General features: G+C 69.0%; 14 protein-coding genes. 8 read left to right on the forward strand and 6 right to left on the reverse strand.

Features of this window, described 5'->3' with window-relative positions; genetic code table 11:
- Positions 1-1,130: 1,130 nt before the first annotated feature.
- The 3 genes from HW837_RS45440 (at position 1,131) to HW837_RS45450 (ending at position 3,808) form a co-directional block, all read left to right on the forward strand.
- Positions 1,131-1,847, forward strand: a complete 717-nt coding sequence (locus tag HW837_RS45440; RefSeq protein ID WP_045563678.1) for a hypothetical protein — start codon at positions 1,131-1,133, stop codon at positions 1,845-1,847.
- Positions 1,844-2,317, forward strand: a complete 474-nt coding sequence (locus HW837_RS45445) for a helix-turn-helix domain-containing protein (RefSeq protein ID WP_045563677.1) — start codon at positions 1,844-1,846, stop codon at positions 2,315-2,317. Before HW837_RS45440 ends, HW837_RS45445 begins: the two co-directional genes overlap by 4 nt.
- 798 nt (positions 2,318-3,115) lie before the next feature.
- Entirely contained in the window at positions 3,116-3,808 is a 693-nt protein-coding gene (locus HW837_RS45450) for an SMI1/KNR4 family protein (RefSeq protein ID WP_193381945.1), read from the forward strand.
- A 55-nt stretch (positions 3,809-3,863) separates the two neighbouring features.
- On the opposite strand, the gene HW837_RS45455 is transcribed toward HW837_RS45450, so the two are convergent.
- Both HW837_RS45455 and HW837_RS45460 read right to left on the reverse strand, forming a co-directional pair.
- Positions 3,864-4,706: a nucleotidyl transferase AbiEii/AbiGii toxin family protein gene (locus HW837_RS45455; protein WP_234442876.1), complete on the reverse strand. Its 843-nt coding sequence runs from the start codon at positions 4,704-4,706 to the stop codon at positions 3,864-3,866.
- Between the two features lie 157 nt (positions 4,707-4,863).
- Positions 4,864-5,793, reverse strand: a complete 930-nt coding sequence (locus HW837_RS45460) for a type IV toxin-antitoxin system AbiEi family antitoxin domain-containing protein (RefSeq protein ID WP_078854020.1) — start codon at positions 5,791-5,793, stop codon at positions 4,864-4,866.
- 194 nt (positions 5,794-5,987) lie between these two features.
- On the opposite strand from HW837_RS45460, the gene HW837_RS45465 reads away from it, so the two are divergent.
- The gene (locus tag HW837_RS45465) at positions 5,988-6,494 is read left to right on the forward strand and encodes a GNAT family N-acetyltransferase (protein WP_045563607.1); all 507 of its coding nucleotides are present in this window, start codon (positions 5,988-5,990) and stop codon (positions 6,492-6,494) included.
- Positions 6,495-6,646: 152 nt separating this feature from the next.
- On the opposite strand, the gene HW837_RS45470 is transcribed toward HW837_RS45465, so the two are convergent.
- Together HW837_RS45470 and HW837_RS45475 are read right to left on the reverse strand one after the other, a co-directional pair.
- Complete coding sequence (locus HW837_RS45470; RefSeq protein WP_045563608.1) at positions 6,647-6,958, reverse strand: replication initiation protein, RepL2; 312 nt, start codon at positions 6,956-6,958, stop codon at positions 6,647-6,649.
- Positions 6,959-7,186: 228 nt separating this feature from the next.
- Positions 7,187-7,648 carry a carboxymuconolactone decarboxylase family protein gene (locus HW837_RS45475; protein WP_045563602.1) on the reverse strand — a complete coding sequence of 154 codons (462 nt, stop codon included), beginning with the start codon at positions 7,646-7,648 and terminating at the stop codon, positions 7,187-7,189.
- Between the two features lie 67 nt (positions 7,649-7,715).
- Here HW837_RS45475 and HW837_RS45480 point away from each other — a divergent pair, with 67 nt between their 5' ends.
- Entirely contained in the window at positions 7,716-8,600 is an 885-nt protein-coding gene (locus tag HW837_RS45480; RefSeq protein ID WP_045563603.1) for a sigma-70 family RNA polymerase sigma factor, read from the forward strand.
- A gap of 246 nt (positions 8,601-8,846) precedes the next feature.
- Positions 8,847-9,305: a carboxymuconolactone decarboxylase family protein gene (locus HW837_RS45485; protein ID WP_045563604.1), complete on the forward strand. Its 459-nt coding sequence runs from the start codon at positions 8,847-8,849 to the stop codon at positions 9,303-9,305.
- Between the two features lie 175 nt (positions 9,306-9,480).
- Here HW837_RS45485 and HW837_RS45490 read toward each other — a convergent pair whose 3' ends face one another.
- Positions 9,481-11,022: an MFS transporter gene (locus HW837_RS45490; protein ID WP_093792645.1), complete on the reverse strand. Its 1,542-nt coding sequence runs from the start codon at positions 11,020-11,022 to the stop codon at positions 9,481-9,483.
- Positions 11,023-11,396: 374 nt separating this feature from the next.
- Between HW837_RS45490 and HW837_RS45495 the strand changes: the two genes are divergently transcribed.
- Both HW837_RS45495 and HW837_RS45500 read left to right on the forward strand, forming a co-directional pair.
- The gene (locus tag HW837_RS45495) at positions 11,397-12,965 is read left to right on the forward strand and encodes an MFS transporter (RefSeq protein ID WP_093792647.1); all 1,569 of its coding nucleotides are present in this window, start codon (positions 11,397-11,399) and stop codon (positions 12,963-12,965) included.
- Positions 12,966-13,174: 209 nt separating this feature from the next.
- Positions 13,175-13,858, forward strand: coding sequence for a gamma-glutamyl-gamma-aminobutyrate hydrolase family protein (locus HW837_RS45500; RefSeq protein WP_063819975.1), 684 nt, complete (start codon positions 13,175-13,177; stop codon positions 13,856-13,858).
- A gap of 33 nt (positions 13,859-13,891) precedes the next feature.
- On the opposite strand, the gene HW837_RS45505 is transcribed toward HW837_RS45500, so the two are convergent.
- On the reverse strand, positions 13,892-15,100 hold the full coding sequence (locus HW837_RS45505) for an FAD-dependent monooxygenase (protein WP_045563636.1): 1,209 nt from the start codon (positions 15,098-15,100) through the stop codon (positions 13,892-13,894).
- Positions 15,101-15,131: the final 31 nt, after the last annotated feature.

Below are 15,131 nucleotides of genomic sequence, written 5' to 3' on the forward strand. Positions count from 1 at the left end.
GGTCCCCTATCGCTGCGCGATAGGCAAGCGAACACCCGCGCTGCGCGCGGGTGTTGCGTTCCCGCTCCGCGGGAACGCCGACGGGATGCTGCGCATCCCGCTCACCTCCGTTGCTGCGCAACGGAGGTGACGCTCCGTCCGCTGCGCTCCCGGAGCCTACGGTCGCTCCCGGAACCTACCGTCACGCAAGCGGCCTCCGCTGCGCTCCAGCCGCCCGAACACTCTCCGGCCAAAAGGCCCGCCCGCTGCGCAAAGCGGCCCGGGCAACGGGAGGAGTCTGAGGGGCGGGACACAACCCTGGAGTGCGAGGGGAGGTGACGGAGGGTCAAGTGCGAATGAATCGCCGAGGCGCACCTGCCCCCATCGGGTGGTCGGCAGCGACTTCACATGCATCACTTTGCAGTAATAGATAGAGTCTGGAACCGATAGGGCGTACCACTGCCACCGGAAAAAGCTGTTCAGATTTTGCTTTTGATTTCACCGAAAGCCAACACGGATAGAGGATGAAAAATTCACCTTCGCTGCACTGGCCTTAACCACAGAACGGAACCTCAGAAATGAGTAACTCGAAATTCGGCGTGCGGAGGTACCGGAGCCGTACGGCCCCCAGGGCCGGGCGGCGGAACCCATTGCAGGCCTACGCCACGCCTTTGCTGCTGCTTGTTCGTCACGGCCGGCACCACCCGAGACTCAGAGCCGCTGATGCCGCCTACGGTCTACGCGGGCCCACGGGCCCGCACGCGAAGCCGCCTCAGCCACAACGGGTCCGGCCAGCGCCTGCGGGAAGACCTCAGCCACCTAATACTTACCCAGATCAAGAACCCGCAGGTCAGCGACGCGCACATCCGGCGATCTGTCCCCTCAGGAGGTACACAACGCCCTCGATATGTACCTCTTGAGGAGTCACATCGACGGCTAAATGTCAGCCAGGCCGACAGTTCCGGGCCCAAAACGTCAGCCACGCCGACATTCGCAACGGCGTCCCGTTGAGCGGTCCGCAGGAGCACCCAGGGGGAGATCTGTCCCCCTGAGGGGACACAACACGCCGGAACGTCAGCCAGACCGACATATCTGTCGGTCTGGCTGACATACTTCCCCCGTCGAAGATCAGCGAAGTGGAGAGCAGCCTCGTGTCATCCGAGCCACAGCGCCGCCGTCCCGCACCGAAGCGCGCGCCGCGCCGACCGCCGGAGCTGCCCCTTGTTGATGACGAGATCCAGGCATGGTCCAAGCCGGTCCGGTCGGTAGGGGACGACCTGGACTCCGTCGCCAACCGCTACCCCGACCGGCATCTGTCGCTGAGCAGCAAGCGCAAGCCGATGGAGTTCTACGACACTCCAGAGCGGCCCAAGGCGTTCTCCATGGACTCGCTGGAGTTCTTCTTCCTGATCGCGCAGTACTTCCGTGAGGCACTGCCGCTGCGGTTGATCCTGCTGATGATCGCCTGCCAGAAGGCCGGCGGGCAGATCCGCCTGACCCAGGACGAGATGTCGACGGTCCTGGACGTGCAGCGAGCGAAGCTCAACGAGGCCCTCGCGGAAGTCATGTCGCACGGCATCGTCTTCAAGGTGCGCCGGGGCGTCTACCAGTTCAACCCGCCCTACTCGTACCGTGTAGCTGAGTTCATCCCGGGCACCGAGCTGGTCGAAGCCGAGTATGTCCAGGTCGACCAGGACAAGACGATCGCAAAGATCCGCAAGGATGAGAGCCTGCCGCAGCTCGTGCGGTTCCCGTCGCTGGAGCACATGCGCGAGGCGATCGAGGAACTGCGCAAGCAGCGGGCCGAAGAACGCGCTGTACGCCGGTTGACCCGTGCCCAGCGCCAGGAGGAGGGAACAGCCCAGTGAGCACCCTGAAGTGGGCAGCGACGAACGCCGACAGCCTTCTCGCCGACCTGGACCTGCCGCCCGCCGCCTACCGCGCGCTGCTGAAGCTCCGGGCACGCAGCGAGCCCGGAGGCCGTATCGCGATGGACCAGGCCACCCTCGGTGAACTGCTCGGGCTCAGCCGCCCCAGCGTGAACGCCGCGCTGCGGGAGCTGGAGCTGGCCAGGCTCGTCAAGAAGGTCCGCAACGGCGTCTACCAGATCAACCCGATGCTGGCCGGCTACACCTCCCCCGAGGACGCCCTGGCCGCCGTCCAGGCGATGCCCAAGGCCGACCGCCTGGACAGCAAGAGCTACGTGGCGAACTACCACAAGGCCGTCGCCGACTACCAGGACCAGCTTGCCGAGCAGCGCAAGAAGCGAGCAGCTGCCGCGGCCGCGAAGAAGGCCGCGGCAGCCAAGAGGCGCGGATCGCTGCATGCCGTCGGCTGACCCAGCCGCCCGCCCGGTCGGGTGACGCGACATCGCGGCGCTGCACCTGCGGGTGCAGCGCCGTTCGTGTGCTTGGTGGCGACGTCGACACCAGAGATCCCCGTCAGCGTGTACAGCGCTCCGGAACTCAACAGTTCCGGAGCGCTGTCAGGTACTCGAGGAACGTACGCGACGATCGTGATCGACCCCAGGGCGCTCACGTAGTAGATCACCCGCACGCCGTCGATCTCGGCGACGTAGTCGCGCAGCAGGGTGTCGGGCACCTCAGTGCCGAGCAAGGGCGGCATCCGGGTACTCCGCCATGCTCCACACCCGGCCGACGTGGCCACGAGGGTGCCGACGTCGATTACTTCGCCGAACCAGCCGTCGAATAGCAGAGCCGGTCCGTCGAGCTGCCCAGCCTGAAGGAGCAACTCGGCAAAGCGGTCGGCCTAGAGCAACTCGGGGTGCCGGTAAGAACGCTGTCACCTGTCGCAAACGAGGTGTGTCACGTGCGGCGGGGTCGCGTTCAGCGACGTGTCGGGCGACTGAGTCGACGCCGGGGCGGACGTACCGCTGCAGGGAGCGGACGGAGGCGTGGCGGGAGCGGGCCAGCAGCATCGGCGTGGACGTGCCGTCCTCGGCGTCGTGCGGGAGGGCAACTGGTCAAGGAAGCCGACACTGGCCGGCTGATGCTGTCAGGTGCCTGATCAGCCGGGCAGCCGCCTCAAGGCCACGTCCCTACTTCGAAATCTGTCGTCACGGCAGAGGCCGTGAGCAGGTCACTTATGATCATTGCGGACGGAACGCTCACTCGCAGTGAGTGATGATCCCATCGGCTTGGGGCCTGCCATGATCAAAGAGTTGCTTCAGGAACTCATGTCGACCGCGTTCGGTGGCTGCAATCCGAACGACGGATGCACTGATGCCGAAGTCACGGCTGTCGGGGATCGCTTGGGGATCAGTCTGCCGGACGCATTGCGTGACTTTTACGCTGCCGCAGGCCGGCACCCTGGGCTGATGGGCATGAGCGGCCACGAGCACAGCCTCCGGGTGACGGCTCCCGAGCACCTGGGTGTCGAGGACGGGCATCTGGTCTTCTGCGGGGAGAACCGATGGCCCGCCCAGTGGAGCGTGCGCCCGGATGATGCCGGCTGGCCCGACCCCAGGGTCTATGGCCGAAGCGAGCCGGGCGGGAAGTGGTACAGCGAATCCCGGAGACTGTCGTCCTTCCTGATCAATGTCGCCGGCAGGCAGGCCGTGAGGTCGCTGCCGCACCAGGCCACCTGCCGGATCCGTGAGCAGCAACTGGGGGTCGTCGAGTCACTGCTCAGCTACGTTGGGTCTCGCGAGATGCAAAAGGGCGGTGACTGGCTGAGCTTCGTCGACCCATCGCGACGCATTCTGGCCAGTTACTCCTACAACACCGACTCTTTGCGCGTCGCGGCCGTGGACCACACCGCACTCGAATCCCTGCACGAGCGTTCAGGTCTGCCACTCGAAGCGGCATGAAGCCGGGAATCGGCTACACGCACTCAAGGCAGACGGCAGACGCGCCGGATGCCGTTCAGGAGTCCGAATGACGCCATGCTGCGCGGGCGGGATCCCAGTCGCCGGCGACGGTGCTGTCCAGGAGCGGGTCGAGGAACGTCTGCGCTGCCTGCACAGCTTCGGGAAGGGTCCGACAGCCCTTCAGGCCGAGCACCAGGGCGGCGGCGCTCGGGTACTTGTCGTGCCAGTCGGGGCCCGGCACTTCGAAGGAGCGGGGCAGAGTGACATCAATGCCGCCCTGGCGACGTTGTTCCGCTTCCTGATGAATGGCCTGGCAGGCGGCCGCGCCGTTGATCTTCTCCCGCTGGCTGATCAGCAGGAGGTCTGCCAGGTCGCGGTAGCGACTTGAGGTCCCCTGGGGGTGGCGTTCGTAGAGGGCGCAGACCTTGTCGGCGATGTGATCGATGAGTGGGTAGAGCCGGACGACGGGCCAGTCGACGGGCCAGGGCAGGTCGACGGCCGAGACCAGGGGTGTGGTTTCCGGAGCTCCGGTGAGCGTGCGCCTCACGGCGATGTCGACCTTGACGCCGTCGACGCGGGTGGGGCCGAGGAAGACCTGGAAGTGCTGGGAGCCGCCGCGGTCCGGATCGGCGGAGGTGGTGTACTTGCCCGGGGCGAAGCGCAGGAAGTCGCCCAGATCGTGGGCGGCTGCTTCCAGGACACGGGCACGCGCCTCTTCGGGAGCCAGTCCGGGCTGGGCGGCTTGCAGGTCGATGTCGCCGCTGAGGCGTGCGGCGCCGCGGTAGCGGACGAGGAGGGCCTGGCCGCCCTTGATGAGCCACCCGTCCGGGTCGAGGGTGAAGACCCGGGCTGCGAGCCGGTTGAAGTAGAAGATGCGCATCAGGTCAGAGACGTTCATGCCCGTCTCCTTGGACATCTTCTTCGCGGCAAGGTTCAGAGCGGTTCTGAATGCCGTTGGAGTCGCGTAGGTCTTGCCCATGATTGGCCCCCTGGCGTACTGGCTTGAGTCTGCAGACTCTACGCCCGAGTTGATCACCCTTCAGCTCCGTTGCGGGTCAGTCGGTGTCCTCTCCTTCGGGCGGCAGAACGCCGGCCTGCCGGAGAGAACGCACCACAGCAGGGTCGAGCTGCTTCAGCGTGCGCTGTGCCTCTTCCAGGGGCGGACTGGACTTGTTCAGCTGCCGGTCCATCTCCTGGAGTGCTTTGAGCACTGCGGATTTTCCCGTGGTTCTGGTGTGGACAAGAGCCAGCGCAAGGTCAGGGCGTTCGGCCAGGAGATGGACGGCTGCGTCGAAGCCTTCCTGACTGGCCCGGTCGACCTCCTGGCGGCGCAGGCTCTCACCGGCCTGGGTGACGAGATGGTCGATGAGGTCGCGTCCGGTAGCGGTGGCTTTGAGGCCGTACTTGCGGGCATAGGGCTGCAGATGTTCGGCGAGATCGTCCACAGTGATCAGGTCGCGGCGTTCGGCTTCGGCGATGACGCCGCCGACGTGGCCGCCGTCTGCTTTGGCCTTCAGCAGGTCGGTGATGGTGCGGGTGGCGGTGGTGACGGGAAGGCCGTCGACCACTGTGATCTCCGTTGAATCCAACGGTGCGGTGCGCAGGCGGACGAACGGCTCGTGCGTGGTGCGCCGACGGGGCACAGTGATCTCCACATCAGGGGCGGGAATGTCGCCCAGTTCGTGGAGCTGGCACGCCGAGGCATGAGAGATGACGCCGGAATCGGGGTGACCGGGAGGGCGGTTCCAGGCGAACTCTCCCGGCTGCAGACGCAGCCAGGCTGCCTTGATGTCCAGGTGCCGGGGCATGCCGCTGGTGGACAGGAAGTACACGCCCCGGCTGACGTTCTCCAGCAGGCCGACCTCGGTCAGGCGCAGCAGCTGGACCGCGTTCAAGCCGAGCTCTTTGGCCTGCGCAGTGGTGACCAGGCCCCACTGGTCGGCTGCGGCAGACGAGAGCACGGCAAGCTGTTCAGCACGGTTCATACAGAGATGATTACATAGTTTGGCAGAGATAGTTACACCTGAGCGTAACCATCTCTGCGTCGATCACGGGAAAGGCGTAATTAACTCTGCTTCTTACCACCGAAGGAGGTGAGAAGGCGGCGGAGCCTGCGGCGGTATGGGTCACGGAGCCAAATGGTTCGCGGATCAACCGTGTGGTTCGTAGCCTGATCTCCGTGATCACCCTTGGGCTTTCCGACAGGGCGGGGCGACGTGTCGTCCTGCATGAGGTGAATGACGAGAACTGGCGTGCTGTCGCGGACGTCGCTCCGCTGGACGACCAGCGCCGATACGTGCCCGCGTTGGCGGCTCGCTACCTGCTTCTGTCACTGCGCGAAGGCATCTGGCACTCGATGGCGGTCTGCGCCGACGACACCGTGGTGGGGCACATCATGTGGGGTCGTGACGAAGACGGCTCCTACTGGCTCGGGGGCATGGTGATCGATGGCCTCGAGCAGGGCCAGGGGGTCGGGCGGGCGGCGGTGCGAACCCTCATGAAGTGGCTGGCCCAACGTGAGGGCTGCCAGGAGCTTCGTCTGTCCTATCACCCGGACAACGCCGTGGCCGCGAGCCTGTACGCCTCCGTGGGCTTCCAGCCGACGGCCGAGTCTTCCGGTGACGAGGTCGTTGCCAGTCTGTCCTTGCTCGACCATCCGAAAGCCCCGGTCGGTTCGCAGGCCTGAGGGGCGAAGGGCTTCGTTCCGCCGCGTGGATCTCTGCGCACACCGCGCTGGGCCCACCCCACCAGAACTCATGTACGTGAGGTCAATGAGCACCGCTCCCGGGAGCGGTGCTCATTGACCTCACGTACATGAGTTCTGATCCTTGGAACCGTTCAGGTCGCGCGGTGCAGAGGGACGACGACGTCCTCGCCCGTGCTCTTCTCGCTGAGCCGGTAGTAGCTGATGTGCGCGAGGCGTTCGGATTCCTCGAGCCATCCGGCCTCCACGACCTGTCGACGGGTGCGGGAGAAGACGGTCGGGGACATACCGACGAGCTTGGCGAGGTTGGCGCCGGTGTCGATGACGGCGCCGCCGCGGTCGGTGGGGTGCACCGCGTAGAGCATGACGACCAGGCGCTGGTTCGCGGTCATGCCGGCGGTGCGGTGGAGGACGTCCAGGAGCTTTCGCTTGTCGTCGTTGTTCATGAACACCACCCGACAAGCCGCAGCCGCCCGACCACCAGCGGCTCCCTCGGCGCATCGGAGGCCCCCAAGGGCCGAGGATGTGGCGAACCCTGGGCGCGGAGAGCGGAATCTCGTCCGCTGAGCCGGGGTCAGGAGGCGCGGCTCCTCGCCCCTCGCCCTCAGCTGTCCGCCGATCCGGCGGGCCCTGCGGGTGCGTGCGTCGAGCGCACCCGCTTCGCCTGCGGCGGGTCAGTTCCAGGAGGCGCCGGCGGGTTCTTCGATGGTGGTGTTGATGCGGTTGAAGAAGTTGGTCAGGCTGATCATCAGGATGATCGCGGAGAGCTGCTCCTCGTTGAAGTGGTCCGCCGCCTGGTCCCAGATCTCGTCGGGGACCGCCTTTCCGGGGCGGTCGGCGATGCGTGTGGCGGTCTCGGTGAGTGCCAGTGCGGCGCGCTCCTCCTCGGTGAAGAAGGGGGCCTCGCGCCAGGCCGCGACGGAGTGCAGGCGCTCGTCGGTCTCGCCGTGCTTCTTCGCGCCTTCCACACCCGCGTACACGCAGGCGCTGCACCCGTTGATCTGGCTCGCGCGCAGGTGGACCAGTTCCAGCAGCGTGGGCGAGACGCCGCCCTGGTACATGGCCTTGTAGATGCTCTGGATGCCCTTCATGGCGTCCGGCAGTACCACCGCGGGGTTCTTCATGCGAGCGTTCATCTCAGTCTCCTGTGCATCGGTTAGCGTCCCTCACCAGTACGACGGACGCCGACACGAGGGTGTGACAGTGCGGGAAGAGAAAGTTCTGGCCGAGCGGTTCGAGGCGGAGCGGGTTCGGCTCCGGTCGGTGGCCTACCGGATGCTGGGGACGATCGCCGAGGCGGAGGACGCTGTCCAGGAGGCGTGGTTCAAGCTCAGCCGCAGTGACGTGAGTGAGGTGAAGAACCTCGGCGCGTGGCTGACGACCGTGGTGGGGCGGGTCTGTCTGGACATACTGCGCTCGCGTGCGTCGCGGCGGGAGGATCCGCTGCCCGAGCAGGACGGGCGGGTGCGGTTGCCCGATCCGGTGGTCAGCGGGCTCGGGGTGGTCAATCCGGAGCAGGAGATCATGGTCGCGGACTCGGTCGGGATCGCGCTGATGGTCGTACTGGAGACGTTGTCGCCCGCGGAGCGGCTGGCGTTCGTGCTGCATGACATGTTCGACGTGCCTTTCGAGGACATCGCGTCCGTGCTGGGGCGGACGTCGGCCTCGACCCGGCAGCTCGCCAGCCGGGCCCGGCGCCGGGTGCAGGGGGCCGCTCCGGCCTCCGACACGGACACGGCGCGCAGGCGTGAGGTGGTGGACGCGTTCCTGAGCGCGTCGCGTGGGGGTGACTTCGAGGCGCTGCTGGCGATTCTCGATCCGGATGTGGTGGCCTGCTCGGACGGGGGTGTGCAGGTGGCGAGTGTGTTGCGGCGTGGAGCCGCCGATGTCGCCTCGCAGGCGGTCGAGTTCGCCCGGTTCGCTCAGGACGCTCATGTGGTGTTGGTCAACGGGTCGCCGGGGGTGGTGTCGTTCGCCGATGGGCGGGCGATCTCGGTGCTGTCGTTCACGATCCGGGGCGGGCGGGTCGTGGCGTTGGACGTGCTCACCGATCCGGGGCGGCTGGAGGCGTTGGGGCTGATTCCCTGAGGGTTCGCTCAAGGGTGGGTCGAGGAACGCTTTTGCGCTGGTGGAGGGGTGGTCCGGGTGGACCGTGGGGGTGCGGGAGGTAGGGCATTGTGGTTCTCGGTCTCCTGCGGACGCAGGCCGGAGGGGCGACGTCGGGCGCGTGTCGGGGGGTTCCTTGTCGCGTGCTCTGCCGGTGCCGCCCTCACTCGTCGTGGTCCGGCTCGTCAGTGCGAGAGCAGTAGGCACCCTGTGGATTTTGGAGGAATCATGACCGCCCGTATCCCGAACCCCGCCTTTGCCGCCGGCCCGGACGTCCTGCCGGCGCTGATGGGGGTGGCGGGGGCCGTGAACAAGACCGGGCTGCCGGAGACGACGCTCAACCTCGTCTACCTGCGGGCCAGCCAGATCAACGGCTCCAGCTGGAACGTGAACAAGCACGCCTTCGATCTGAAGGCGGCCGGAGAGAGCGACGAGCGTGTGAACGCCGTGGTGGCCTGGCGCGACACGCCGTTCTTCACGGACGCCGAGCGTGCGGCGCTGGCGCTCGCCGAGGAGGCGACCCGTCTGGCCGGTCCCGACCCGGTGTCGGACGACGTGTGGGCCGAGGCCGCCAAGCACTACAACGAGCAGGAGCTCGCCGGTCTGCTGCTGGCGATCGGTTTCAACAACCTGTGGCACCGGTTGATGCCGACCACCCGTCAGCCCGCGCAGTCGCTGGCCGGCTGAGCGTCGTAGCGTCGGTCGAGTTCAAGTTCGAGTTCGTGTCCGGCCGTTCCTCTTTTCCGGCGGCGTCGTCGGGCTGAACCGGGCCCGGATCGCGCGCGGTTGGCCGCGCTTCACGGCATGACGAGGCCCCGCCGCTCCTGGGTGGGGCGGCGGGGCCGGGGGTGGGTGGTGGGGTTCAGTGCTTGCTGTCGGTGGCGAGGACGGCGCCCGCCGGTGCTGCCGGTGCGACGGCCTCGGTGGGCTGCTGGGTGGGCTCCTTGGTGGTGGAGCTCGTCGGCTTCTGACCGCGCGGCATCAGGAAGGTGACGACGAGCAGGGCGACGAAGCCGAGGACGGCGGCCGACAGGAAGGCGTGGTGGTTGGCGGTCTCGTATGCCTTGGTGATCAGGCCCGGGTCGCCGTCGGCCGAGGCCAGCCTGGCGCCCATGCCGTTGTAGGCGATGGTGGCGATGATGGCGAGGCCGAGGGCGCCGCCGGCCTCCTGGCTGGTGTTGATCATGCCGGCGCCGACGCCCGCCTCCTCGCCGGAGACTCCGACGAACGCGGCGATCTGCAGGGTCACGAAGACCATGCCGCAGCCGAGGCCCAGCAGGATGAACGGGGCCAGCAGGTCCACCGCGTAGTGGCCGTCGGCCGGAGCGCGGACGAGCAGCAGGAGGCCGGCGACCGTCAGGGTCAGGCCCAGCATCACCACGGCGCGTGCGGCGACCTTGTTGACCAGGCCGGACGCGACGCCGGCGCCGACGGCGACGGACACGGCCAGGGGCACGTAGGCGAAGCCGGCCTTCAGCGGGGAGTAGCCGAAGACGTCCTGCATGAAGAGGCTGGCGAAGAAGAACAGGGCGCTGAAGGTGCCGAAGACCAGCACCGCGGACAGGTTGGCGGTGCGCATGGTCTTCAGGCGGAAGAACCGCAGCGGCATCATCGGCGACTTGACCTTGGTCTCGATGACGAGGAAGGCGGCGAGCAGCGCGGCGACACCGACGAGCGAGCCGATGGTGCGGAAGCTGTCCCAGCCGACGGTGGTGGCCTCGCCGAGCGTGAAGATCAGCAGCAGCAGGCCGCCGGTGAGGGTGGCGGCGCCGAAGGTGTCGAACTGGCCGCGGTTGTCGGCCTTGCTCTCGGGGATGAGCCGCGGGGCGAGCAGGGCGGCGCCCAGGCCGATCGGCACGTTGATCCAGAAGATCCACCGCCAGCTGGCCGCGTCGGCGAGCACACCGCCGAGGATGACGCCGAGGATGGAGGCGATTCCGGAGAGAGACCCCCACAGGCCGAGGGCCTTGTTGCGCTCGGGGCCCTCGGTGAACGTGTTGGTCAGGATCGCCAGCGCGGCCGGGGTGATCATGGCGGCGCCCAGGCCCTGGACGGCGCGGGAGATGATCAGCACGTCGCCGCTCTCGGCGAGGCCTGAGGTCAGGGATGCCAGGGCGAAGATCGTGAAGCCGATCTGGATCATCCGGCGGCGGCCGAAGGTGTCGGCAAGGCGTCCGCCGAGCAGGAGGAAGCCGCCGAGAACCGTCGCGTACGCCGTGACGATGTAGTTGAGACTGACGTCGGACATGTCGAGCCCGCTCTGGATCGACGGCAGAGCGAGGTTCACGATCGACACGTCGGTGAAGACCATGAACTGGCCCATGCACACGAAGGCCAGGATCGCCCCGGGGTTGAATCCCGCCCCGAGGCCTGACCGGCTCGTGGTTGAGTCGGGGGCAGCCATTGTGAACTCCTCAACTGTGCAGGATCGGGTCGTCAAAAGCGGTCCTGGACGAAGGAGCCGCCGGGTTTGCCGTAACTCCCGTTGTCGGTGACAAGGTCACGAACGTGGCGTGGAGCCCTGCGGTCCGAAGACGGGTCTCGGAAAGTACACAGGCCCCCGGCACAGAACGGCTCGAGAGAGACTTGAGCCCGCCGTCCTCCCGGACGGTCGGCCCGGCGCATGTGCGCACGGGCTTCGGCGGGTCTGCCGGTCAGGGGACCGACGTGAGCCTGGTGTGCGGGGCTTGAGCTCCGCTCAAGAAGGCGTCCAGCAGGGCGTGATCGGTTGTCGGCAGTCGTGTTATGCCCGACCGCCCCCGGCAAAGGACGCCCGCCATGACGACCAGACCCCCCGCCCGGCCGGACACCGTCTCCGTGTTCCGGTCGTCCGGTGCGCAGCCGGCCGGGACCGGTACCCGACCGGCCGGGACCCCTCCGCGGGCGGCCGGGCCCGATCCTCGGGCGGCCGAGCCCGATCCGCTGCGCTGGTGGGCGCTGACGGTGATCGCCCTGGCCCAGTTGACCGTCCTGCTGGACGGCACGATCGTGAACATCGCGCTGCCCTCGGCGCAGGCCGATCTGGGCATGGGGGACGGCAGTCGGCAATGGGTGATCACCGCCTACTCGCTGTCGCTGGGCGGGCTGTTGCTGCTCGGCGGGCGTGTCGTGGACCTGGTGGGACGCAAGCGGGCGTTCGTCGTGGGACTGCTGGGCTTCAGCGTCGCCTCCGCCGTGGGGGGTGCCGCGACGACACCGGTGATGCTGTTCGCGGCGCGGGCCGGGCAGGGGGCGTTCGCCGCGCTGCTGATGCCGACCGCCCTGTCGCTGGTGGTGACGATGTTCACCGATCCCAGGGAGAGGGGCCGGGCGTTCGGGGTGTTCGGGACGATCTCCGGGGTCGGGTCGGCCGCCGGGCTGATCCTCGGTGGACTGCTCACCGAGTACCTGGGCTGGCGGTGGTGCATGTACGTCAATGTGCCGATCGCCCTGGTGGCGATCGGCGGCGGGCTACGGGTGCTGCGCGAGGACGAGCGGAGCGCGGGCGGGGCGCGGCTGGACGTGGTGGGGGCGCTGTGGGGCTGCGGCGGGGTGGCTGCGGCCGTGTACGGCTTCAGCACGGCCGAGGCGCGGGGCTGGGCGGACGCGGTGGTACTGGGGGCGCTGGCCGCGTCCGCGGTCCTGCTCGTGGTGTTCGCCGTGCGTCAGGGGCGGGTGCGTGATCCGCTGCTGCCGCTGCGCGTCGTGCGCGAGCGGATGCGGGCAGGTGCGCTCGGGATCGCTGCGCTGGGGCAGATCGGCACCTTCGCGGTGCTGCTGTTCGTGACGTACTACCTGCAGGTGGTCCTCGGGTATTCGGCGGTCGCCGCGGGGGTCGCGTTCCTGCCGCTGACGGTGGGGATGACCTGCGGAGTGACGCTCGCGGCGCGACTGGCTCCACGGCTGTCGGCGGGGCCTGCCCTGGTCATGCCGGCGTTGCTGGTGGCCGCGGCCGGGGCGCTGCTGCTGACGCGGGTGGGAACGGACTCCTCGTACGCGACGCTGGTGCTGCCCGCGCTGGTGCTGTGCGGGTTGGGGCTGGGCGGTGCGGCGATGACGGCGATGACGGTGGCGACGGCGGGGGTCGCGCCCGCGGACTCGGGGGCGGCGTCAGCGGTGTTCACCACCGCGCAGCAGGTCGGCGGGTCGGTGGGTACGGCTGTGCTGAACACGGTGGCGGCGTCCGTGGCGGCCGACCGGCTCGCGGGGGCGGCGTCCGAGGGCGCGCGGGCCGAGGCCGTCGTGCACGGGTTCACCGTCGCGCTGTGGGCGGTGGTGGGGCTGCTGGTCGCGGGTGCGGCGGCGGCGCTGTTCCTGACGACGCGACGAGGGGCCGGCGTGGCGCGGGGGCGGGCGGGGGCACGGTGAGGTGCCGAGGCCCTCGGTGGGGGTGTGCGGCGGTGCGCGAGTGAGGGTCCAGGGGTGTGCGGTGGGCTGCCTTGTGGAGCGGACCGCGGGGCGTTCGGCGTGGTCATCGGTGGTGGTGGCTTCGCCCGGTGACGGGGCGTGGGTGCGGGCCGTCCGCGTGGGCCTCAGCAACGGACAGACGTCGACTCAGTGAAGGATGTGCATTGTTCATGAGCGGACCGGTGGTGGCCGTCACGGCCGATACGAGCGTGCTCAGCTGGACCATCTGGAAGGACGTGCCCAGCGCCGTCCTGCCGCTGGCCTATCTGGAGAAGGTGACCGGTGCGGGCGGCTCGCCGTTGCTGGTGCCGCCGTTGCCCGACGCGGTCGAGGACGTGATGGGCCGTGTCGACGCGCTGCTGATGAGCGGGGGGCAGGACATCGATCCCGCCCGTTACGGCGCCGTGCCCGGGCCGTACGCCCTGCCGTCGGACCCGGTGCGTGACGAGGCGGAGCTGCGGGCTCTCGCGGTGGCCGAGCGGCGTGGTATCCCGGTGCTCGCGATCTGCCGGGGCCTGCAGTTGGTCTCGATCTCCCGCGGTGGCACCCTGCACGAGCATCATCCGGAGCACTCGCCGAAGGTGCCCGGTCACTACGACCGGCGCGCCGTTCGTCTCGCGCCCGACTCGCTGGCCGGGTCGGTGATGGGCGCGTCGGCGAGCGTGTACTGCCATCACCACCAGTCCGTCGACGTGTTGGGCGCGGGGCTGGTGGCCACCGGCTGGGCCGAGGACGGGCTCGTCGAGGTCGTCGAGGATCCCTCGGCCCGGTTCATGGTGGGCCTGCAGGCGCACGCCGAACTGGGCGAGGACACAAGGCCGTTGTTCAGGGCGTTCGTCGACGCCGCCCGCTGACCCGGCCCCGCGCGGGGCCGCACCCGCACTGGGTCACACCCGCGCGGCCAGGTCCGCCTCCACGTCGTAGGACTGCGCCAGGGCGACGTCCCGGACCAGTTGCTGGATGCCCGCGCGGGGCGCGTCCGGGGCGTTCCGCGGGGCGGACAGGCGCTCGGAGCCGCCGCCGAGGGAGCCTTCGCGTACGCGGCTGGTGTGCGCGAGGCGCAGGTTCTCGTAGCGGGTCAGGGCGGCGGTGAGCGCGTGCGCGCCGTCACCGCGTCCCGCGAGGCAGGCCGCCAGGGCCACGGCGTCCTCGACGGCCTGGCTGGCGCCCTGGCCGTGGTGGGGCAGCATCGGGTGGGCGGCGTCGCCCAGCAGGGTGGTGCGGGCGGTGCTCCAGCGTGGCAGGGGAGCACGGTCGTACAGGCGCCAGTGCCCGGCTTCGGTGGCGGCCTCGACGAGGGTGCGTGCGGCGGGTTCGGCGCCCGCGAACGCGGCCCGCAGCGCGGCCAGGTCGGCGGGGCGGCTCCAGGAGTCGCCGGAGGCTGCCGTGCCGTCGGAGGCCTCCGTGTCGTCGACGACGGCGACGAACGCCCATGCCCGGGTGCCGCGCACGGGGTGCGCCAGGAGTCGTCCGGCCGGACCCGCCCAGGTCAGCAGGGTGTTCGTGGGCAGGCCCGGGACGTCGCTCGCGGGGACGACGGCGCGGATCGCGGCGCTGCCGGAGAACACCGGCCGCTCGGCGCCGACGAGTGAGCGGCGCAGCACGGAGTGCACGCCGTCCGCGCCGACCACGACGTCCGCGCGGCGGGTGGTGCCGTCGGTGAAGTCGATCGTCACGCCGTCGGTGTCCTCGGTCATCGCGACGGCGCGCTTGTCCAGGTGGATGTGCGCGGCGGGCACCTGGGCGGCGAGCAGGGCGTGCAGGTCGGCCCGGTGCAGGGTGTAGTGGGGGCCGTCGAACCGGTCGGCCCAGGCCTTGCCCATCGGCTGGCGCATGAGGACGGCACCGGTGGCGAAGGCCCGTACCTCCATCGCCTCGGGCTGTACGGCCACCGCGTGCAGCTGTGCGCCGAGGCCGAGGCGGGCGAGCAGGCGGCTGCCGTTGGGGGCGAGGTGGATGCCGGCGCCGATCTCGCCCAGCGCGGGCGCCTGTTCGTAGACGTCGACGTCGATGCCCACTCGGCGCAGGGCGATCGCGGTGGTCAGTCCGCCGATGCCTGCTCCGACGACGGCGACGTGCGGCTGTTGCTGGCTCATGTGGTGCCTTTCGGCTCGCGCGTCCTGGTGC

The organism is Streptomyces caniscabiei (assembly GCF_014930365.1).
GTDB lineage: Bacteria > Actinomycetota > Actinomycetes > Streptomycetales > Streptomycetaceae > Streptomyces > Streptomyces caniscabiei.